The following is a 22,649-nucleotide window of genomic DNA, read 5'->3' as shown; positions in this document are numbered from 1 at the left end:
AGAAGGGGCTGTGCCTTAGTTTTGACACAGCCCCATCAAGGTATATTGCCTTATCTTGAATTGAGAGTAGATTTAGATAATAACTTCAGTGTGTCTAAAAAGATAAATAATCTACCGGAATCAGCCGGACTTCACTATTTAGTCCCGAAGGCATGGGAGCCCAATGACCGTAGTTAGCCGGACGATAGTTCAGATCGACGATATTGATCTCCTTGAATTTGCGCCACTGCACTCTCTGCCTGTCCAGTTCGGCTATTCGGTTGGCAGGAAGGTTGGTGACTTCTATCTCGATGTGGTTTTTTCCTGATTTCAGCAGATGGCCTACCCTTAGCTGATAAGGTACTGCCCATGCGCAGCCTGCTTCCTGTCCGTTGATCCGGACACGGGCACTTTCGCGGACATCTCCTAAGTCGAGCACCCAGTCGTCAGCTTGCAAGGCAGGCAATTCGATGTCCAATGAATAAACACCGGTTCCCATATTGGTTTTGGCTGCCGGATGGTCAATGGCCGTCCACGAACAAGGGCGGTCGATGTTGAATGTACCTTTTATTTCCGGCTGGCTTTCGGCAAAATGCAGTTTCCAGCCATGATTCAGGCTGAGGCTGAACGGTTGTTCCTGAATGTATTTCCATGACTTGGCGCCTGTCAACGGCTGTTGATAAGTCTGCAAAATCACCGATTCACCGGATTTCAACTGGAGGTAGACTTGTGTCTGATCTCCGGTCTGGCGTATACGTGCTTCTCCGCATTCGCCTGTCATGGGATTGAAGAGGGCAGCGGCTTCGGCTTTTGTTCCCAGTGTCACCCAATCATCCACTCCTTTATCTTGGAGGGAAGAGATGAAATAATGGTGGCCGTTATCGTTCACCCTTCGGATAGCTTGCAGTCCGAACCTGGTTTTCATTTCTTCCTGCGGAATATTGCAACTCGCCAAAGTGCGTGCATAGTCCGTTCCTGTAATGATCTTGCCTTTTCCCACCGGGGTGACCGTTGTTTCGGAGAATGATACGGAAGGCAGCTTTTGCAGCGTTTGTTGATAAGTCTTGCGCTTCTGTTCCAGCTGACCGTATCCCGGCACGTCTGTCGGGTAGTTTTCGAGGAATACGATGGTAGCTCCTTGTTGCGCCAGTTTCAGCAGATGAGCCAGAACGTCATTCGGCATTAAGTGGGCGGCGGGCACAACCAGTGCTTTGTAGCCGGTTCCGCCGGAAGTGACTAACTGGCCGTCTTTGAAACGGGTGCTGCGGATGAAGTTGTCAGAGATATAATCTCCGTCATATCCGCTGTTGTTGATGCGGTGGATGGCATTTATAAATTTGGGGGCGAGTTTGTCCATGTGATGAATGCTGAATAGCAGCAAACGTCCCGGCTGCTCCTCCCACATATCATAGACGGGCAGATAGATAAGGAAGTCATTATCCGGTTTACCCATTTGCAGGAAACTCTGGCAACGGGTGATATAATCGAAGAAAGAAGGAGCGTCGTGCCAGATACTGTTGGTCGGGCTCATATTGATAGAGGCGTAAAACAGCCATCCCGGCCATTCGGCTTCTTGGGGCGAATAGGGAGTTCCGTGAAAGAACATATGATTGATGCCGGAAACGAACATCAGGTCCATATCCGGTTTGCATTGCGACAAGGAAGTGCGGAAATGCTCCGTCAGCCATGTAAATGTCTCGGTAGAAGTATAGGGCTTTCCAGCAATATGGGCAGCAGAAGAGGCATATTTCAACATCGACAGATCCGAATCATTCTTCTTGGTCAGTGAATCCCGGCGTAATCCTTTGATATGGAATTGAGACAGACCGAATCCTTCACATTCGGGAATGTCTACGGCTGCGTAAACATCAATCAGGTTGGCAGGCGATCCGTGTGCCTGATTGCGGGTGATGCTTCCGTTCTTGTGTGCCCAGTCCGTCCATTGACGGGTAAAGTTTTCCAGCAGTAAATCGGAAATCGTTTCCCGGTAATCGGATATGATGCGGCGGCTGACTTCCGGACGGCTTTCGTCCAGGAACTCCGGAAAGTGTTCTTCCAGCTTATATCCTCTCCTGCGGGCGAACTGATCCAGAAAATCTTCTGTCCAGTCTGCCTGATATACCTCGTAGGAGTCGTTGAAGAATGTATGCGGATAACTCGTCTTGCTGCTTTTGAAAGCGCGGTCGAACCGGGAAAGATAGCTTTTGACCGCACTTTTGGAAAGATGGTTCATCACGTATCCTTCTCCTCCGGGAGCGGCACGTTTAACCTTCTGCCGTGTCTTGCCGTTATAAAGGGCTATCACTTTCCATTTTCCGGCGGGAGCTTTCCATTCCAGTTTGTCTTTCCTGACATGGGAAGTCAGATTGATGCACCGCCCGTTTCCGTCATAGGCCATCACGCGGCTCAATACCGAATAAGGTTGCTGTTTCTTGTCAGCTACATTGATGTCCTGTACGATTTCCTGGCCTCCCTCTATCTCATACGTCTGGAAGATAGCTTTGCTGGCTGCCTCTTCGATGCTGACTTCCGGTCCTCCGAAGGGCCATCCTGTTCCGGTATTCATGTCGATCTCGATGCCGGTGCGCTTTCCTTCCGCTTGTGTATGTTTGAGCACTTCCATCCATCGGGGAGAAAGAAACTGAATATCGTTGGCGTCATTGCCCTGCACTCCATAAATGGGAGTGATTTCTACGGCGCCCATGCCGGCACGGGCGTATTCTTCGAGATTGTAAGTCAGGTTCTTCTCGTCGACAGCGCTTCCCAGCCACCACCATCTGGTGCCGGGGCGGGCTTCTGCCGGAGCATCCGGCCACTGTTGTGCTTGTACACTTCCGCCTGCTGCGAGCATGCAGAGGAATATCAGTTGTTTTTTATTCATTATTCTGTGGGTGTATGATAGTATTCAATGTTTTCTACGTCGTCAGTCACGAAGAGCGGACGTCCGTCCGGCTGTTCAAAGTGGAAGCGGATGCCGTCGAAAGTTATGTTCTTTGCGTGGCGGATATAAAATCCTTTGGCGGGAATCGTGCCGAACATCCAGGGTTCGGGATATACTTTCTCCTGTTCGGGCGGAACACGTTTGCCGTCTTCCGCGCTATATCCACCTTTATAATATAGATGAATGTTGCGGAAAGTCACGTCCTCGATATAGGTTCCGGGCACGCCGCTGATGATAGAAGCATAACGGCTGTCGGCATTCCATACGTTGATGTCGCTGATAAGAATGCGTTTCATGCTTCCTGCGGGAGTACCTTCGGGGCTACGCATTCGCGCGCCAAGCCGGAGGAAGACAGGAGCGTTCACGATATTCCTCATGGTAATATTGCTGATAACGATGTCTTCCAGATGACCGCCGTCCACGCTTTCGAGTGCCAGTCCCCGGCAATGTTCGAATATACAGTTGGTGATGGCGATGTTGCGGAATCCTCCGCTGCTTTCCGTTCCGAGCTTGATACGTCCGGTGCGGTATCCGTGGTCGGGTGCCTGTGGTTCGTCGAGTTGCCAGCTTCCGTCCAGTACACTTCCTTTGTCGAATCCGCTGACGTAGCAATCGCTGATCGTTACGTTTTCCGTATCTTTGAAACGTCCTAATGCATAAGAGGCTTTCAGAACAATGGCATCATCCCACGGAGAATTGACCGTGCATTGGCTGATGCGTACGTTGCGGCAGCAGTCGATATCGAATCCATCGCGGTTGGTATCTACTTTCAGGTTCAGCAGGGTGAGATGTTCCACACCGGTGGCTAGCAGGGCGAAGTGTCCGCAATGGAGCATGGAGAAATCTTTCAGCGTGACATTCCGGCAGTCTTTGAGGCTGATAGCTTTGTTGCCTACTCCCGGCAGACGGCTTTCTTCACGGGTCAGTCCCTTGCCATAGATCAGTCCCGGACCGCTGATGGTGATATTTTCCAGACCGATTCCCCAGATGAGCGAGTTCTTCCAGTGACTGTGTCCGAAGTCCTGATATTTATTATGCTCGTTGGGCTCTGCCAGGTCATATCCTTCCTCCTTGCCCGGGAAAGCGGCGATGATGCGTGCGCCCTGTTCCAGATAGAGATGGATGTTGCTTTTCAGCCGGATGGAATAACAGGCATATTCTCCGGCAGGAAGATATATGGTGCCTCCGCCGTCTTGTGCCGCGGCTTCGATGGCACGGTTGATGGCGGGAGAGTCAATAGTCTTTCCGTCCGCTTTTGCTCCGAAGTCTCTGACGTTGTAGGTTGCTGCCTGCAAATACAGGCAACTGGCCAGCAGAGTGAGTAATAGATATATTCTTTTCTTATTTGGTTTTGAGTTCATTCTTCATTTTATTAAAAAGCTCCGGCAACATGAAATAATTATAATCCGCTTGGGCGTTTTGCTCGTAGAAACAGAAATAAAGCTTCCCGTTTGCTGTGAGCGGACAGCGACCTGCAAGAACAGGGCGGTCTGTTCGTTTTCCTGATTCGTAGAGCTGCAAAGGGGTCTTGTCCTGATGACCGTTGCTTAGACGGATGTCGTCAGTGGGAGTGACGGCCTGCAAGGTACGGAGTTTCATACTTTCACCGTAGTAGCAGGTGAAGGCTTGTCCTTCTACACTGAATACATTGATATCCATGTCCGGACGGCAGTCTCCGAAACTCCAGAATAAGGTGTCGGCCTGCTGTAAGGAAGCGACTGTTACTTCGAGGATAAAGCCACGGGTATCCGGCAAGGCTTTCCACAGGAAAACGATTCCTTTTACTTTTTCCTGAGGAGCCAGCCAATGACTGTCCGCTCCTTTCGAAATTCCCAGACGGAAGGTTCCGGCGGGAGGAGTCAATGGCTGCGCTTGTACGCTAATGAGGCAGATTGCCAGCAGTACGGCGGTCAGTAGTTGTTTTAACATAGTCGAAGTGGATATTACTTTGTTCGTTTTCCTTTAATTCGATGGCATCCCTGTCTTTGACGTCCAATGTGATTCCCGATAAATTAAAGTTTCTCGTATAGCAGATTTTTCCCGGTTTATTGGTCTGCGCTTCGATGCCGTAAAGATAGAAGTTTTCCAGACGTAACGTATCATTCCAGCCGGAAGCAGAGATAAATTCATCTACATTTTCCGCTTTTACCTGCGACAGATATACATTGCGGAAACGCGGATATCCTTTTTCGGGCGGTTCTACCGGAGTCAGCATCACTTTCCAGTGCTCCGGAATTTCTTTGCCTTCATATTCTTTAGGCAAGGTGCTGTAGCTATAACTCGGATTCCAGTTTAAGTCTGCCGCCAGTACCTGACTGATATTTTCCGCGCTGACGCGGGTCATGTAGATGTTTTCTATGGTTCCTCCACGGTTCATGGCACTTTTTAACCGCAGTACGGTCGATGTGCCGACCGCTTTGAGGTCATAGCCCAATATATTGCGGATGCTGCCCGAAGTTTCGCTGCCGCAGGTGATAAGTCCTGCTCCTTTGCGGGCGGTACAGTTACGCACTACTACATTCTCAGTCGGACGGTTCACGCGCAGTCCGTCTGCGTCCCTTCCCGATTTGATACAGATATTGTCGTCGTTGCAGTCCACGTCACAGTTTTCGATCAGAATGCTGCAGGAGGAGTCGATGTCGATGCCGTCCGTGCTCGGGCCGTGACCGCCGATGTTATTGTTGATCGTCAATCCGTCTATGGTGCAATAGTCGGAATAAAGAATCTGACATCCCCAGAATCCTGTACGCATCAGAGTGAAACCGCTCAGTGTGATGTCCGAACTGCGTTCGACGAGGATACCCCGTACCCGTTTGCAGTCGTAGTCCACAATCCAGCGGAGCCCTTTGGCCACATATTCTTTCCTCATTTCCCAGTATTTGTCCCAGAAAACCTTTCCCCGGCAGTCCAGCGTACCTTCTCCGCTGACGGCAGCGTTTTTCTCGTCAACAATGTTGATTACTGCTGCCGGCCATGTCATCTCTATTCCTGCTATGCGCGAACGGAATTCGGGATAATGGTGGATGTCGGGACTGGCAAGCAGAGTCACCCCTTTGCCGATCTGCAAGTTGACACCGCTTTTCACAAACAAGGCGCCTGTCTGGTAATACCCCGGTTGCAGGGTTACAGTTCCTCCGCCGGAGACAGCGCAACTGTCGATTGCCTTCTGAATGGCTTCCGTGCTGAGTACAGTGCTGTCTGCTACTGCGCCAAAAGAATTGGCGGATATAATCATCTTGTCTCCGGGAAGTTGGCGACTACCTACGCTGTCTGCCCACGACAAGTCTGGTTGCTGAGGTACCTGTCCCCATTCGAAGCTGTTTCCGGCTTGTTTTGCCGGGGTGCACGCTACCATAAACGAGCCTGCCAGCAGTAGGGGAAGGATGTTTTTGATTCTCATATAGTTCTTTAATATAGGATTCTTTTAATTGCCGTCCGGTTTCTCTATTTCCGTGAAAGGTGATTCATTCCAGTGGAACGCATTCACGTCGTCCGGATGTGCGGGATCATATGCCGGGTCTATTTTGAGATGCTTCGCCAGTTCGGGTACGGCTTTCTTCATTCCTTCGATGACGCATTTGGCTATCTGATAAGCACCGTAAGGATTGAAATGCGTATTGTCGGCGATATCCTTGGTCTGCCCCGGATAAGTGCCTGCCGGATAGTGGACGAAAGCACGTTTGGAAGTGTCCGGTCCCAGTGCTTCATACAGAGTGCGCGTCATTTCATTGAGATCGATCAATGGAACATTTTCTTTGGCTGCCAGCCAGCGTATGGCTTCCGGATAATCTTCATGAGTATCGCGGATGTGCCCGTTCGTATCGAAACTGCGGCGCTGGGTAGGAGTGACGAGTACAGGATGCGCTCCGCGGGCACGTGCCTCATCGATAAATGTTTTCAGGCTGGTCATGAAGGAGTAGTAAGCTCCTTTGCCCGGTCCTTTCTGCTTCTGGTCGTTGTGGCCGAACTCCATAAAAAGATAATCTCCCTTTTTGATCTGGCTTAACGCTTTTGCCAGCCGTTTGGCTCCGATAAAGGTATTCGCCGATTCGCCGGATTCGGCATAATTGGCTATGCAGACGTCGGTGCCGAAGAAGTGAGGAATCATTTGTCCCCAGCTTGCCCACGGTTCGTTGTCCTGATCGACCACCGTACTGTTGCCGCATAGGAATACGGTAATCACAGACGGGTCGGCAGGTTCAATGCTGATGCTTTGGCATACGGGAGCGTCACCGTTGAACTCCAGTGTCAGCTTGTCGTCCCAGTTCAGTTTGGTCTTTTCACGCGGCTTGATGTGTACCGATTCTTTGTCGGAAATGCGTGGATTCCGCTTGTTGATGACAAATGTTTCGTCTGTAAACTGACCTTTCCGGGTGGGTAGATTCTCGACAAATAAACGTCGTGATTCACCTCGTACAGTGGTTACGCCTGCCTGCTTCTTGCTTCCGAGACGTACGGTTACTTTGTAGTTGCCGTCCGGCACACGGACCGAGAAGAAGAAAGGAGCTTTGCTTCCTTTTTCGGGCGTAGCTGCGAGGTCATATCCATATCCTGTTTCCTCGCTGTAGCGGGGAGCGTCTGCCAGTTGAAATGTCCGGGCTTGTTCCTGAGCACCGATAGACGTTGCCATCAGGAGCAGAAGCCCTGCGAAGATTGTTTTCATATCAGTAATCAATAAGTTTAATTAATATTCGGTTTTAGTTCGTCGGGCGAATCTTTGGTGTAAGATTTCACGTCTCCTGCTACTTTGGTGAATAGTTCCTGAATCAGTTCCGGAGCAATGTTCGCTGTCGGGCGGAAAGCGTCGGAATTCATGTAGTCCAGAATTGCTTTATGCATCTGGCGTGCAACTACTCGTTTTTCCGGTTTTGAAGTGATGTCCATGCTGGTCATCAGCACTTTGCCGTTCAGTACGTTGGCTTCGAACAACATTCCGATTTTCCGGTTGATAAACCAGGTGTCTATGCTCTGAATAGTCGGCTGGAAGTCTGCCGGGAAACCGGTGAACTGCATCACTTGTGCTTTGTTCAGCAGTTCCCACCATTGCAGGTTACTGTGATATTCTGTCGGGAATTCACGGAAAAGCGGATGATATTCGTTGAGGAAGATGCCCGTGGTGTGGGGTGGACGCATCTTGAACCAGGAAGTGTTCCAAAAGACAGGGGTGAAGTATTGTTTCACTTCCTTGCCGTACTGGATTTTTCCGGCTGCCGTAATCAGTACGTTTCCTCCTTCTTTCAGAATGGAGATGGCCTTCGCATCCAGTGTGTCGGTAGTATATACATTCCCCTGAGTCAGTTCTACCTGTGCAGGATATACCCAGAAGTCCCAGTCGTTGATAGCGTTGCTGCCTTCAATACGAATCTCCATATTCAATTTCTGCGGTGTAGTGATGCCGTTCAGTTTCATATCTACACTTCCCAGCTGGCAAAGATTTCCGACAGGTATGTCCTGAGTACCTACTGTTCCGTGAGCGTATACTTTGCCATATTCATCTTTGATGCTGTACACGGTTTTGGCTCCCTGCAAGGGGGCTGCCCCGAAGTGCGACACTTCGATATCGGCATGGAAAGTCTCATCGTTGGTATACACGAATTTGGGAATGCGTGCCAATGGGACGGTCGGACTGCAGAAGCGTCTGAACTCATCTGCGTTGATATAGCCTTTTTCTTCAAAGAAGACATCCAGAAGACCTACCAATGCAGTTCCCTGACCGGAATAGTCATTCAGTGCCAGCAGTTGGAATCCTGCATAATCGGGTGTACGCAGTGTCTTTTCAATCTCGTGTTTGTAGCAGATTGCCTGAAGTTTGCCCGAAGCCATCATGAAGTCGTGTCCCATGCTGCCCATGTGATTGTCATTCAGGATATCCCGGAAGATTTCAAAGTTCTTGGCCTTGTTTACTCCGGTATATTTGCGTATCTCGCTGAAATTCGGGAATGCGCACCATTGTCCGGTCTCATGAGATACATACGGTTGCTTCACGGAATCGATTTTGGCACGGTAGTCGGACATGCTTTCCGGTTGCGAGCCGGCCCAGCTGAGACCGCGTGCTCCGGCTTTCACATGATATTGATTGTGAGGTTGCCATTGCCAGCTGCCTCCCACAGAGGCTCCTGTATATACGTGGCGGGGATCGGTTGCTTTCCAGTAATCGACGAATTTGCTTACCCAGGGTACCCAACGACCGGAAGGTTCGTTGCCACACGCCAGCATGCAATAAGAAGCGTAATTTCCGTATTCCTTAGTCAAAGCGATCGTTTCGTCCATCAGATACTTGTCGATAGGCTGTCCGTTGCCCAGTCTCGGACCATGATTGGGCCAGCTGGGACCTTCGGGTTGCAGGTAGAAACCGACCAGATCGGCAGCAATGAAAGCTGCTTCCGGCGGACAGAAAGAGTGGAAGCGCATGTGGTTCAGTCCGTAGCTGCGGCAGATGCGGAAAACCCGTTCCCATGAAGCCACATCCATCGGCGCATAGCCTGTAAGCGGGAAATCACAGTTTTCCACTGTACCGCGGAGCATTGTCTTCCGTCCGTTGACGTAGAACCATTTTCCTTCTATCTTAAAATCACGCATGCCGAACTGCACTTGCTTCCTTTCAGACTGCTTGCCGCTGCTCAGTGTAGCCGTCAGCTTGTAGAGTGCCGGGTTGAATTCATCCCATGTCAGGAAGTCTTTTCCCATCGGAAGTTCCATTTCTACCCGATTGTCTCCTGACTGGATACGGAATGTCTGTTGAACAGGGGCTACCTTATGCCGGGTATCTGTATTGAAGCTTTCGGCAGAAAGCGTTATTTCTCCTTTGGCAGCGGAAGAGGATTTCACATTCATACGTACCAGCGCTTTCCGGTTGCTCAGATCGGGATATACCTGTATGTCATCGAAATAGACTTTAGGTGTTGTTTGCAGTTCGATTTTGCCTACGATACCGTTCCAGTTGCCCTGTGTCTGGTCGGTGATGCTATGTGAGTCCGGACCGACATTGATTTCTTTAATTCGGTTATCGATCCGGATAGTGATCCGGCAAGGTTTGCCGGGAGTGACTGCCGAAGTCAGGTCGTATACATGAGGAACACAAAGACTGTTCTGCATACCCATCTTCTTAGAGTTTACCCATACGGTCGTTTCGATATGCGGACGCTCCAGGAAAAGAATGATTCGCTCCCCTTTCCAGTCGGATGGAATTGTCACTTTCTTTTGATACCAGGCGACACCTACATAGTGTTTGTCGGGAGTCAGGAAGAAAGGTAATTTGACTTGCCCTTCTATCCGGTATTTCTCCATGTAAGGATTGAAATAGTAAGAACTGTCATATAAACTTCCTGTCCATTTGGTGCGTGCGGTTACGTTGTTCCCTTTCAGTTTTTCGGGCATGGAACCGGGCAGGTTGATAGATTCGTCGAGCGATTTATTGAACCATTGTTCTTTCACACCCGCATCTTGCCGGTCAATCTGGAAATCCCATGTCCCGGATAGGCTGAAAGAAGAGTTTTGCCCTCCTACAGTCAGTACAGAGGCGAATACAATGGCAATACTTACTAAAAGTTGTTTCATGATATGTAGGATTGATATGTTTCTCACTATGTTTTAAAATCTGGTGCTAAAGTAGGGGTTTTGGAGAATCAATAAAATAGAAAGATGTACAGATACATAGAATATTGTGCTAAAAATGGCTTTTCTGGCGGTTGGTGTACGAAACTACATGAATGTGATAATATCTCCATTATCATTAATTTCTGATTTTCTGATGGATGCCATATCTTTGCGAAGTAAACTTTTTAATCTTAAGGTGAACCATGAAAAAAGTATTTGCCTGGATGGCTTTAACTCTCTGGTCAGTAATGACAATCTCGGCAGGTGAGACTGCTTATCTCTTTTCTTATTTTATCAATGACAGTAAGGACGGTCTGCATCTTGCCTACAGTTATGATGGACTGAACTGGACTCCTTTGAACGGCGGACGCTCTTTTCTGACTCCGGCTGTTGGTAAAGATAAATTAATGCGTGACCCCAGTATATGCCAAGCTCCCGACGGAATATTTCACATGGTCTGGACTTCCAGCTGGACGGACCGGATTATCGGATATGCCTCTTCCCGTGACTTGATTCATTGGAGCGAACAACAAGCTATTCCGGTGATGATGCATGAACCGAAGGCCCATAATTGTTGGGCACCGGAAGTCTTTTATGACGAAGCTTCGGAAACGTATTATATCTTTTGGGCGACTACTATCCCCGGACGTCACAAAGAAGTGCCCACCAGCGAAAGTGAGAAGGGACTGAACCATCGCATGTACTATGTCACTACGAAGGATTTCCGCACTTTCTCAAAGACAAAGATGTTTTTCAATCCGGATTTTAGTGTTATTGATGCGGCTATCGTGAAAGACCCGAAAGAGGGAGACCTGATCATGGTCGTTAAGAATGAGAACTCCAATCCTCCGGAGAAAAACCTGCGTGTGACACGTACCAAAGATCTGGCCAAAGGTTTTCCAACGAAGGTATCGGCCCCCATTACGGGAAAGTATTGGGCGGAAGGGCCGGCACCTCTTTTTGTCGGTGATGCGCTTTATGTGTATTTTGATAAGTATCGTGATCATCGCTACGGTGCAGTCCGTTCGCTGGATCATGGTGAAACGTGGGAAGACGTGTCCGATCAGGTTTCTTTTCCGAGAGGAATCCGTCACGGAACCGCTTTTGCGGTGGATGCTTCCGTAGTAGAGGTGCTGGTTGCCAACCGGGCTTACAATCCGTTGATCCCCGATAATCTGGCAGACCCTTCTGTTTCCAAGTTCGGCGATACGTACTATTTGTATGGTACGACAGATTTGGACTACGGATTGGGACGTGCCGGCACTCCGGTAGTGTGGAAGTCGAAAGATTTTGTAAACTGGAGTTTTGAAGGTTCCCACATTCGGGGGTTCGACTGGGCGAAAGGATATGAATATGTAAATGACAAAGGTGAAAAGAAGAAAGGATATTTCCGGTATTGGGCTCCCGGAAAAGTGATTGAACAGGACGGCAGGTATTATCTGTACGTGACATTTGTAAAGCCGGACGAGAAGATGGGTACGTATGTGCTTGTGGCTGATCGTCCGGATGGCCCTTTCCGGTTTGCTGAAGGAAAAGGACTGTCTGTGCCCGGAACAGCGGAAGCGGATAGTCCCGCTATTGTACCGGATATCGATGGAGAACCGTTTGTCGATGAGGATGGGAAGGGATATATTTTCTGGCGGCGCAGGTTTGCCGCCCGTCTTTCGGATGACAAGCTGCACATAGAGGGTGAGCCGGTCAGTATCAAAACTGCCCGTCAGGGATACTCCGAAGGCCCGCTGATGTTCAAGCGAAAAGGTATTTACTACTATGTATATACCTTAAGCGGCCATCAGAATTATGCCAATGCCTACATGATGAGCCGTGAGTCTCCGTTGACAGGCTTTGTCAAACCGGAAGGCAATGATATCTTTTTATTCTCTGCCCCTGAGAATCAGGTTTGGGGACCGGGGCATGGCAATGTGTTCTATGATGAGGGAACCGATGCATATATCTTCGTCTATCTTGAATATGGAGATGGAGGTACCACCCGGCAGGTATATGCCAACCGGATGGAATTTGATGAAGACGGGACCATCAGGACGCTGGTACCGGACGCACGGGGAGTAGGCTGTTTGGCTGCTCCGCAGGAAACGAGAAAAAATCTGGCATTGCAGTCGCACTTTTATGCTTCCAGCGAGAAAGCGCCGCGTACTTCGACGGTCAGCATAGAGACACAACCCAACCAGCCCCTGCCGGATAAAGGCTCAGTGAAGAATTATACCCGTACACATACTTATCAGGCTGCCCATGTGGCGGACGAATCAAACGGAACCCGTTGGCTGGCGGCTGATACGGACAGCAGTCCCTTTATTACAGTAGATTTGAAAGAAGTACGGACAGTAAGTGAATGTCATTTCTTCTTTACCCGTCCCACAGAAGGGCATGCGTGGAGGCTGGAGAAATCCGCAGATGGAAAGAATTGGCAGACATGTGCCGAACAGGGCAAGGTACAGGCACGGTCTCCGCATATTGCCGGTGCCATTGGTGAAGCCCGCTATCTTCGTCTCCATATCCGTCGGGGAGATGCCGGCTTGTGGGAATGGAAGATTTATGAATAACTAAAACAGTGTAATAACTATAATGACAGAGAATATGAAGAGCAAAATTCTGACAGTCTTTTGTGCCGGTATTTTAGCCCTTTCCGGGGGAATGCAGTCTGCAAAAGCACAAACTTCTTCTTGGTTCAATGATAAGGATCTGACATTGACAGGGGTTTATTATTATCCCGAACACTGGGATGAAAGCCAGTGGGAGCGTGATTTCAAGAAGATGCATGAACTGGGATTCGAGTTTACCCACTTTGCAGAGTTCGCATGGGCGCAGCTGGAGCCGGAAGAAGGACGATACGATTTTTCCTGGCTCGATAAAGCTGTGGCTCTTGCAGCCAAATATGATCTGAAGGTCATCATGTGTACTTCTACCGCTACTCCGCCTGTATGGATGAGCCGGAAATATCCTGAAATTCTGTTGAAGAATGAAGATGGTACCGTTCTCGACCATGGTGCCCGCCAGCATGCCTCGTTTGCTTCGCCGCTCTATCGGGAATTATCGTATAAGATGATTGAGAAACTGGCACAGCATTACGGAAGTGATTCCCGTATTGTGGGATGGCAGCTTGATAATGAACCAGCCGTACAGTTTGATTATAATCCGAAAGCGGAGCTTGCTTTCCGCGACTATCTCCGTACAAAATACAATCATGACATTCAGTTGCTGAACGATGCATGGGGAACGGCTTTCTGGAGTGAGGCTTATTCCTCTTTTGATGAAATCACTCTTCCTAAGCGTGTCCAGATGTTTATGAATCATCATCAGATTCTGGATTATCGTCGTTTTGCCGCTGCGCAGACCAATGATTTTCTGAATGAGCAATGCCTGCTGATCAGAAAATATGCAAAGAACCAGTGGATTACTACCAACTATATCCCCAACTATGATGAAGGACATATCGGCGGTAGTCCTGCGCTCGATTTCCAGAGTTATACACGTTATATGGTGTATGGCGACAACGAGGGGATCGGACGCCGCGGATATCGGGTCGGAAATCCATTGCGTATTGCCTGGGCGAATGACTTCTTCCGTCCTATACAGGGTACGTACGGAGTGATGGAGTTGCAACCGGGACAAGTGAACTGGGGTGGCATTAATCCGCAACCGCTTCCGGGGGCTGTCCGTCTGTGGATGTGGAGTGTATTTGCCGGTGGAAGCGATTTTATCTGTACGTATCGCTATCGCCAGCCTCTGTACGGTACAGAGCAGTATCATTATGGAATAGTAGGAACGGATGGGGTAAGCGTCACTCCCGGCGGAAGGGAATATGAAACCTTTATAAAAGAGATAAAGGAACTCCGGAAACATTATGCTCCGCGCGAAACGAAGCCTGCTGACTATCTGGCACGTCATACCGCCATCCTTTTCAACCACGAGAATTCCTGGAGTATCGAGCGGCAGAAACAGAACCGTACATGGGATACTTTTGCACATATAGAGAAGTATTACCGGACTTTGAAGTCCTTTGGTGCTCCCGTTGATTTTATCTCCGAACAGAAGGAGTTGACGGAGTATCCTGTAGTGATAGCTCCTGCTTACCAACTGGCTGATAAGGCATTGGTAGACCGATGGATTGCTTACGTGAAGAATGGCGGTAATCTTGTGTTGACCTGTCGCACGGCCCAGAAAGACCGTTATGGACGTTTACCGGAAGCTCCTTTCGGTTCTATGGTTACTCCTCTGACCGGCAATGAAATGAACTTTTATGACCTGCTGCTACCGGAGAATCCGGGTACTGTCGTCATGAACGGAAAGGAATATACGTGGAATACATGGGGTGAAATTCTGATTCCCGCCTCAGATGCACAGGTCTGGGCGACGTACACCCGGGAATTTTATGAAGGTGGTCCTGCCGTCACATTCAGAAAACTGGGTAAAGGCACTGTAACGTATGTCGGAGTGGACAGCCACAATGGTGCGTTGGAAAAGGATATCCTGAAGAAATTATATGCACAGCTACAAATTCCTGTGATGGATTTGCCTTATGGAGTAACGCTGGAATACCGGAACGGGCTGGGGATTGTGCTGAATTATTCCGACCGTCCTTATACATTCAACGTACCGGAGGTAAGTAAGGTGCTGGTAGGAACTGAAGAGATCCCAACCGCAGGAGTATTGGTGTTTTCAATGTGAGGTGTTGATTTATAATAGATAAGTATAAAAAGATAAATAGGTAATGAAACAAATTGTAGGACTGGTATTGATTTTGTGTTGTACACAAATGGTGGCTCAGGAGGTTTTTCCTGACGGCAAGGCAATCCCTGAATGGTTCAGGGAAAACAAGGAAGTGAATGTGAATGCTTTAGGAAAGAAATATAGTATAACCAATTATGGGGTAGTGAACGACAGTACGGTGGTGCAGACGAAGAAGATACAGGAAGTAATTGATTTGGCTGCACAGAATGGGGGTGGAGTGATAGTAGTTCCCCAAGGTACCTTTTTAAGCGGATCGCTTTTCTTTAAGAATAATACTCATTTATATCTGGAGGAAAATGCGGTATTAAAGGGGAGTGATGACATCAGTCATTTCCCGGTGAAAATGACCCGTATGGAGGGACAAACTTTGAACTACTTTATGGCTTTGGTAAATGCAGACGGACTGGATGGATTTACTATTTCGGGAAAGGGAACTTTGAATGGAAACGGGCTCCGGTATTGGAAGTCATTCTGGTTGCGCCGTTCCATAAACCCGGATTGCACGAATATGGAAGAAATGCGTCCTCGCATTATTTATATGTCCAACTGTAAAAATGTTCAGATTGAAGGAATCAGGATTATGGATTCTCCTTTCTGGAGCACTCATTTCTATAAATGCAGTTTCCTGAAATTATTGAATCTCCGCATTACCTCGCCTGCCAGCCCCGTAAAAGCTCCCAGTACAGATGCGGTGGATCTGGATGTTTGTAATAATGTGCTGATAAAGAACTGTTATATGTCTGTCAATGATGATGCAGTAGCCTTAAAAGGCGGAAAAGGACCTTGGGCGGATAAAGATGACAATAATGGAGAAAATTATAATATTATTATTGAAGACTGTACTTATGGATTCTGTCATAGCGCCTTCACCTGTGGCAGTGAATCCATTCATAGTCGGAATGTGATTGTCCGCCGTTGTAAGGTGGATAAGGCACGTGCTCTCCTGACTCTTAAAATGCGCCCGGATACACCGCAAAAATATGAGTATATTTTGGTAGAAGATATCACAGGGAATGTGCAGAATTGTCTGAATATAGCTCCTTGGACACAGTTCTACGACTTGAAAGACCGCAAGGATATTCCCCTTTCTTATTCCAATAATATTACGATGCGCAACCTTGATATCGATTGCAATGTCTTCTTTAATGTGAAGAAGTCCAACCAATATAAATTGTCCGATTTCCATTTTGAGAATCTGACAGTACGGGCTAAGAAAGGAAATGTGGATCAGAGCATCATCCATTCATTGACAATGAATAATGTGAAGATAAACCAATAAAACGATAGAACGATGAAAAAGTTTTCACTCTTTATTTTGAGTTTGTTGTTCTGCACCGGCTATATGTCGGGGGCAGATTGGAATGTATACGTTGCCAGATATAAACAGGACAAGGCCTGTGCCATCAGCTATACTTTTGATGATGGATTGGCGGAGCACTATACACTGGTTGCTCCCCAACTGGAAAAGAGAGGTTTTCGGGGAACATTCTGGATATGCGGCTCCAATATAAACAAAGATAACAGGAATATAACCGACACTACAAGAATGACTTGGCCTCAACTTAAGGAAATGTCTGATAAGGGGCATGAGATATCCAATCACGGCTGGGCGCATAAAAACTTCGCACGTTTCCCGATTGAAGAAATCAAAGAGGATATTTTAAAGAATGATAGTGCTATCTTTGCAAATACAGGAGTAATGCCTCGTACTTTCTGCTATCCCAATAATAATAAAAAAGCGGAAGGGCGGAGGATTGCCGTACAGAATCGGGTAGGAACAAGAACTCATCAACGTTCGATTGGAAGTAAATCGACTCTGCAGGATTTGGAAAAATGGATGAATACCCTGATTGAAACAAATGACTGGGGAGTAGGTATGACACATGGCCTAACTTATGGTTATGATGCTTTTCGCAATCCTCAACGCTTGTGGGATCATTGGGATCAGGTAAAAGTGAGAGAGAATGAAATATGGGTAGGAACGTTTCGGGAAGTAGCTTCTTATATCAGAGAAAGAGAAGAAACGAAACTGGATGTTGTGAATAAAAAGAATACCCTGTTGATAACTCCGGAACTGAAATTGGATCAGAAACTCTTTGTAGAACCATTGACAATGGTGATTACCGGTAAGGATATAAAGAAAGTGACTGTAAAACAAGGGAAAAGAAAATTGCCTGTACAGGTTACCGGTGACAAGGTTCTTTTTGATTTCGATCCGTATGGAGATGTGATAAAGGTGACTTTGAAAAGTCGAAAATAAAATGGATTGGACAAATTTAAATACGATATAATAATGAAACAGAACTTTTTAAGATGGATGGTAAGCATGTGTTTCGGGCTGTTGTCCGTTACCATGGTTGTGGCAGGAGATCACTATAAGACTGTCAAAGTAAAAGCTCCTTTTCCGATGCAGCCGATCAAGATTTTTATTTATCCGGAGCAGGATTTTAAAATTACTGATTTTGGAGCTGTACCGGGTGGGGAAGTAAATAATACCCAGGCGATTGCTGCTGCTATTGACGCATGTAATAAAGCGGGCGGCGGGCGTGTTGTTGTTCCGGCAGGCACTTGGCTGACGGGCCCCGTACACTTTAAAAGCAATGTAAACCTCTGTTTGGAAGAAAATGCTGTATTGAGTTTCACCGATAATCCGGAAGATTATCTTCCGGCAGTCATGACTTCATGGGAAGGGCTGGAGTGCTATAATTATTCACCTCTGTTGTATGCATTCGAATGTGAAAATGTGGCAATCAGTGGTAAAGGAACGTTGCAGCCGAAGATGGGAACATGGAAAGTATGGTTTAAACGCCCTGCACCTCATCTGGAAGCATTGAAGGATTTGTATACAAAAGCTTCTACCAATGTGCCTGTCATTGAACGTCAGATGGCTGTTGGCGAAAATCATTTGCGTCCGCATCTGATACATTTCAATCGCTGTAAGAATGTAATGCTGGACGGATTTAAAATACGTGAGAGTCCTTTCTGGACAATTCATCTCTATATGTGCGACGGAGGAATGGTACGTAATCTGGATGTACGGGCACATGGACATAATAATGATGGCATTGACTTTGAGATGAGCCGTAACTTTCTGGTCGAAGATTGTTCTTTTGACCAGGGAGACGATGCTGTCGTAATCAAAGCGGGTCGTAATCAGGATGCGTGGCGGTTGAATACACCTTGCGAGAATATAGTTATCCGTAACTGCCGGATATTGAAAGGACACACATTACTGGGTATCGGTAGTGAGATTTCCGGTGGTATACGGAATATCTATATGCACGACTGTACGGCACCTAATTCTGTGATGCGTCTTTTCTTTGTGAAGACCAATCATCGCAGAGGAGGATTTATTGAGAATATCTATATGAAAAATGTAGAGGCAGGTACAGCACAGCGGGTACTTGAAATAGATACGGAGGTACTTTATCAGTGGAAAGATTTAGTGCCGACATACGAAAAGAGAATCACTCGCATTGATGGTATCTATATGGATAAAGTAAACTGTGAGTCGGCAGACGCCGTTTATGAGCTGAAAGGAAATGCTGAACTGCCTGTAAAGAATGTGCAAATCAAAAATGTAAAGGTCGGGTCGGTTAAGAAGTTTGTGAATACGGGGCTCAATACAAAATGTGGCATGGACGAAATGTAGGACGAAGTACGTGAAACCGCTTGTACATAGGTGATTGACGAATGTCGCGCGATATATTTGGGAAGAAAACAAAAAGTTCCGTTCCTTCTATTTTGCTTCCGTTGCTTCTATATTCATTCCGGTGGACTGTGCTGTAAATAGGGGAAACAATGAGAGACAGACTGAAAAGGCGAAGGAAAGACTGTATGTTGCTTCTGTTTTTAGGCTTAAAATAAAGGCTATACGCTCCATTTAGATGGGTGTATAGCCTTTATTAATTTAGATATAGAAATACATTACAGCGGCTTAAAATGCTATTTTCGTACGCTTCGAATAAGCACTCCTTGTTGTATGATCGCTTTTTTAGTAGCGAAGGAAACACCATCGGACAATCCTTTGTGACGTAGGGTTTCTTCCGTAATACCTATTTCTTCAGCAGTAAATTCAGAATAGATTGCTGATATAGAACCAAAAAATCGGCTTGTTTTTTTGAAAATGAGATGAACATGTATAACCTTAGTCTCTTTAGCCATGATTTTACTTTTAGATGTTTGTAATACTAAAAACTTCTATATAGTTACTATATGGAAGTTTTTCTAATTGCAAATATACGAAATAAACAAAGAAAATAAGGTGTTATCTTGATATTTTTTCATGAAAAATACGGACTTCTGGAAATTGTTAATTTATTATTAAAAACGGATGTTTTCATACTAACAGACCTACAACAAACCTACTTTAAATAAAACAAAATGTGAATAACAGACCCATAACAGACCCACTTTTTAGCCTATTATTTAATTTGAGTTTTACCCTATATTATATATTTCTTTATTGAGTTGAACCCTAAAATACACTTTTGACTTATATTTATTTTATATAAATTACTAATAAACAATCGTTTAATGTTTTTTATACGTGTTTTTACCAGAAAAGAGGTATTTAAAAAGTGTATTTAAGAGCAAATTGGGCAATAAAGATGGCTCAAGATGATAGAGTGGTTTTCACCCTGATCACTGTTTAACCAGATTTTAAAAGAACTTACTTATACTCCCCAATACTTCATATAATTTAACAACACGACTTTTATCAAACTCTTGCTCATCGTAATCTTTGGTGTTAATAGGGACAAAACGTAGCTTGTTTGGGTCTTGTGATTTGCGAAGTATCTTAACAGTACGAATCGTATCCAATACAACAGCATAAATTTCGCCATATTGTACATCATTTAATGTACAATCCTTTAAAGCTATTACATCTCCATGATTTATTTTGGGTTCCATAGAATGTCCAGTTACATTGCACCACACCACACCACTCTTATTATATGGGTAATAATTAATATAATAATCAGGGCATTGTGTTTGATCATTAGGCGTTAAATCAAATCCTCCTATAAAATCCACGTTATAATATGGCGCTCCTTTATATTCTTGGTTAATAGTCGGCATTTCATTCATATCAAGTGTAGAGCCAAACATAGACCCACGCCCAGTTATAAGCCAGTCTGTATTAATATCAAACATGTTTGAAATATCGTATATGATATCATAAGAAGGTTTAGCGTTACCCCCCCTAAAAAGCCTAGACAGCTTTTCAGAACTTTTGTAACCTAATTTATTAGCTAATGTTAAGCTATTCATAGATTTATAATCCATAAATTCTTTAATACGAGATACAATATCGTTATTCATAAACGTTAAAATACATATATGTTTGAAATTTTAGACTACTATTACTTGCTTAATTTCAAATAAGTTTGTAATATTGCAGCGTGTTACAGATTAACAGCGCTCAAATGTATGAATAATTACTCTAAAATAAAAAGGTATGAAACAAATAATTGAATTAAGAGACACCGAAAAACGAAAGATGATTGCAGAAGCATTTGGAATATCTCTCGCAAATCTTAGTCAAATACTTCGTTTTAAACGAAATGGAAAGAATGCAGAAGCTATTCGTAGAATGGCACAAGAAAATGGTGGAATTAAATATACTGAAGGTAATGAACCATCAAAAGTGAAAGTTTTGGATTCTCACGGAAATGTAACAAGAGTAATAAACAATAAATAAAAATCTGCAATGCAAAAGAATAAGATTCTGAAACGTATAGATCGCATCATTTTTCAAGCTATTGTCATGGGTGATAACTTAACAGCAGATAATGTGCTACGCCTCGGCAACCATGCCAGATTCAAGAAGAAACTATTCATGGTTGGTGACACGTGCCGGGTTTCAGTGAGAGAGTTGTCCAATTCAGCGAGTATATTCACAGTCGTCAATTGCTACTACATCAATAGTCTCTGTTTTACGGATCGTATCCGCCACTATTTGGGCAAATTGAGGACAACAGCATTTCGTAATATGGGCATAAGTGAAGTCATTGTCGTAATCATAGATGATACGTGCCTTTAACTTATGAACAGGACATTTTACATCTCGGAGTATACTCTTGCATATTGTTTGGTCTGATGCAAGTTTAGATTCCAAATCATCAAAAAACATCATAACGGTTTATTTAAATTAAATATTTTCCATATTGGCTACAAATGTAGCAAAACTATTCCGGTTCGTGATGAATAGGAATAGCCTTTTTAGAAAAATGAATGTAAAACAAGAAAAACGATATAGTGTATGAAAACATTTAGAGTGATTCAGAATGTGTTGATAGCGGTCGGGATAATAACTACCGTTTCATTGGTTGACGGGATTGAGGTGCCTGCCTCTAATATACAGGCGGCTTTTGTCATTGCTTGTTTCACGATAGTGACCATTCTTGAAAGGGAATTCCGTTCGGAAAAGAACGAAGAGTAGAACAAGTATGCAAGTAAGGAACTTCCCCGTATTTCGGGATAACACAGACTCATGGTTTCAGATTGAATTTGTCATGGTATTATTTAATGGTGTTAGGACAGGTTTTCAATGGGAACAGGTGAAAAGAGGGGAAGCAGCTACAATCCTGGGGCAGTGCCGGGACTTGCACTAAAGTTAATAGTATAATTATTATGGCTGAGATATTTAATAATCGGGTTTGCGTGTTTGCGAATGAACTGATTGCTTTTGATTCTCAACGAAAAGTAGGATGCAAAAGCGGTTTTGTTAGTCGTTCTAATTATGATAAGATGAAAGCAAACAGACATATTATAGTTCTTCGACGTAGTGTACCCGGTTCCTCTGCATTAGTAGATTTTGAGACAATGAGACAAGACGTTAAAAAAAGGTATATCCAAATATATGGTGATCCCCGTGCGGAAATTGCTGCTAAAACACAGAAATCCATATTGGAAGATGCGATTGTCTACAGCAATGCCGCCTACGAGTTTTTCAGTGTGAAATACCGCTATGATGGTGACAAGAAACTTCCCCCCGCGAAGATTGACGAATATACCCTTAATGTGCGCATCATGAACGCGCTCCTCTCCCTTCGCGATGGTCGTAAAGCCAACTCGATAGGCGGTGGTGGTACGCGCATCAACGTTTGGGAAAAGCTCTGTAAGTTGAGCAATGATCTTCTGACACTGAAAGACCCGAACGGGCGTGATATTTTTCCTCATAACCTGCCGAAGAACTGGAAGGCTTTGAAACGTAAATGCGAGCAATATGAAGCGGCACGACGGATCAGTGAGGAAGAAGGCTATCGCAGTGTCATCCATAAATCGTATGGCAACAAATACGCGGCAGTCGTACTGAACGAGGACGCAAAGGCGGTGATGCATAAATTAATCAGTATGCATAACAATCTGAATAATGTTC

General features: G+C 45.7%; 16 protein-coding genes and 1 pseudogene. 9 read left to right on the top strand and 8 right to left on the bottom strand.

What is annotated here, in order from left to right:
- Positions 1 to 94 precede the first annotated feature (94 nt).
- The 6 genes from HMPREF2794_RS17035 to HMPREF2794_RS17010 are packed head-to-tail and all read right to left on the bottom strand — an operon-like array spanning position 95 to position 10,477.
- On the bottom strand, positions 95 to 2,860 hold the full coding sequence (locus HMPREF2794_RS17035; protein WP_070752008.1) for an alpha-L-rhamnosidase: 2,766 nt from the start codon (positions 2,858 to 2,860) through the stop codon (positions 95 to 97).
- Complete coding sequence (locus tag HMPREF2794_RS17030) at positions 2,860 to 4,281, bottom strand: rhamnogalacturonidase (protein ID WP_010536729.1); 1,422 nt, start codon at positions 4,279 to 4,281, stop codon at positions 2,860 to 2,862. Before HMPREF2794_RS17030 ends, HMPREF2794_RS17035 begins: the two co-directional genes overlap by 1 nt.
- The gene (locus HMPREF2794_RS17025; RefSeq protein WP_070752006.1) at positions 4,262 to 4,849 is read right to left on the bottom strand and encodes a DUF4450 domain-containing protein; all 588 of its coding nucleotides are present in this window, start codon (positions 4,847 to 4,849) and stop codon (positions 4,262 to 4,264) included. Before HMPREF2794_RS17025 ends, HMPREF2794_RS17030 begins: the two co-directional genes overlap by 20 nt.
- Positions 4,800 to 6,320 (bottom strand): glycoside hydrolase family 28 protein, encoded by a 1,521-nt coding sequence (locus HMPREF2794_RS17020; RefSeq protein WP_070752004.1) that lies wholly within the window; start codon positions 6,318 to 6,320, stop codon positions 4,800 to 4,802. Before HMPREF2794_RS17020 ends, HMPREF2794_RS17025 begins: the two co-directional genes overlap by 50 nt.
- 24 nt (positions 6,321 to 6,344) lie before the next feature.
- Positions 6,345 to 7,583: a rhamnogalacturonan acetylesterase gene (locus HMPREF2794_RS17015; RefSeq protein ID WP_055268660.1), complete on the bottom strand. Its 1,239-nt coding sequence runs from the start codon at positions 7,581 to 7,583 to the stop codon at positions 6,345 to 6,347.
- 17 nt (positions 7,584 to 7,600) lie between these two features.
- Positions 7,601 to 10,477, bottom strand: a complete 2,877-nt coding sequence (locus tag HMPREF2794_RS17010) for an exo-beta-1,4-galactosidase (RefSeq protein ID WP_070752002.1) — start codon at positions 10,475 to 10,477, stop codon at positions 7,601 to 7,603.
- A 242-nt stretch (positions 10,478 to 10,719) separates the two neighbouring features.
- On the opposite strand from HMPREF2794_RS17010, the gene HMPREF2794_RS17005 reads away from it, so the two are divergent.
- The 5 genes from HMPREF2794_RS17005 (at position 10,720) to HMPREF2794_RS16985 (ending at position 18,917) form a co-directional block, all read left to right on the top strand.
- On the top strand, positions 10,720 to 13,077 hold the full coding sequence (locus HMPREF2794_RS17005) for a family 43 glycosylhydrolase (protein WP_070752000.1): 2,358 nt from the start codon (positions 10,720 to 10,722) through the stop codon (positions 13,075 to 13,077).
- A gap of 22 nt (positions 13,078 to 13,099) precedes the next feature.
- Entirely contained in the window at positions 13,100 to 15,202 is a 2,103-nt protein-coding gene (locus HMPREF2794_RS17000; RefSeq protein ID WP_055268666.1) for a beta-galactosidase, read from the top strand.
- Between the two features lie 43 nt (positions 15,203 to 15,245).
- Positions 15,246 to 16,544, top strand: coding sequence for a rhamnogalacturonidase (locus HMPREF2794_RS16995; RefSeq protein ID WP_055268668.1), 1,299 nt, complete (start codon positions 15,246 to 15,248; stop codon positions 16,542 to 16,544).
- Positions 16,545 to 16,556: 12 nt separating this feature from the next.
- The gene (locus HMPREF2794_RS16990) at positions 16,557 to 17,525 is read left to right on the top strand and encodes a polysaccharide deacetylase family protein (protein ID WP_055268670.1); all 969 of its coding nucleotides are present in this window, start codon (positions 16,557 to 16,559) and stop codon (positions 17,523 to 17,525) included.
- A 66-nt stretch (positions 17,526 to 17,591) separates the two neighbouring features.
- Entirely contained in the window at positions 17,592 to 18,917 is a 1,326-nt protein-coding gene (locus HMPREF2794_RS16985; RefSeq protein ID WP_083312113.1) for an alpha-d-galacturonidase, read from the top strand.
- Between the two features lie 293 nt (positions 18,918 to 19,210).
- Here the strand turns inward: HMPREF2794_RS16985 and HMPREF2794_RS16975 are convergent, their stop codons facing one another.
- Together HMPREF2794_RS16975 and HMPREF2794_RS16970 are read right to left on the bottom strand one after the other, a co-directional pair.
- The gene (locus HMPREF2794_RS16975) at positions 19,211 to 19,429 is read right to left on the bottom strand and encodes a hypothetical protein (RefSeq protein WP_070751996.1); all 219 of its coding nucleotides are present in this window, start codon (positions 19,427 to 19,429) and stop codon (positions 19,211 to 19,213) included.
- Between the two features lie 498 nt (positions 19,430 to 19,927).
- On the bottom strand, positions 19,928 to 20,590 hold the full coding sequence (locus HMPREF2794_RS16970) for a S24 family peptidase (protein ID WP_070751994.1): 663 nt from the start codon (positions 20,588 to 20,590) through the stop codon (positions 19,928 to 19,930).
- 136 nt (positions 20,591 to 20,726) lie between these two features.
- On the opposite strand from HMPREF2794_RS16970, the gene HMPREF2794_RS16965 reads away from it, so the two are divergent.
- From HMPREF2794_RS16965 to HMPREF2794_RS16950, 4 genes and pseudogenes are all read left to right on the top strand, one after another.
- The gene (locus HMPREF2794_RS16965; protein ID WP_070751992.1) at positions 20,727 to 20,969 is read left to right on the top strand and encodes a hypothetical protein; all 243 of its coding nucleotides are present in this window, start codon (positions 20,727 to 20,729) and stop codon (positions 20,967 to 20,969) included.
- Between the two features lie 9 nt (positions 20,970 to 20,978).
- Positions 20,979 to 21,311 carry a hypothetical protein gene (locus HMPREF2794_RS16960; RefSeq protein WP_070751990.1) on the top strand — a complete coding sequence of 111 codons (333 nt, stop codon included), beginning with the start codon at positions 20,979 to 20,981 and terminating at the stop codon, positions 21,309 to 21,311.
- 219 nt (positions 21,312 to 21,530) lie between these two features.
- The gene (locus HMPREF2794_RS16955) at positions 21,531 to 21,710 is read left to right on the top strand and encodes a hypothetical protein (protein WP_070751988.1); all 180 of its coding nucleotides are present in this window, start codon (positions 21,531 to 21,533) and stop codon (positions 21,708 to 21,710) included.
- A gap of 191 nt (positions 21,711 to 21,901) precedes the next feature.
- Positions 21,902 to 22,649: pseudogene (locus HMPREF2794_RS16950) on the top strand (hypothetical protein); the annotation flags it as partial.

It is taken from the genome of Bacteroides sp. HMSC067B03, from assembly GCF_001811315.1.
Classification (GTDB): Bacteria; Bacteroidota; Bacteroidia; order Bacteroidales; family Bacteroidaceae; genus Bacteroides; species Bacteroides faecis.
The sequence above is the reverse complement of the archived record's forward strand: the minus strand, read 5'-3'. Positions and strand labels throughout refer to the sequence as shown.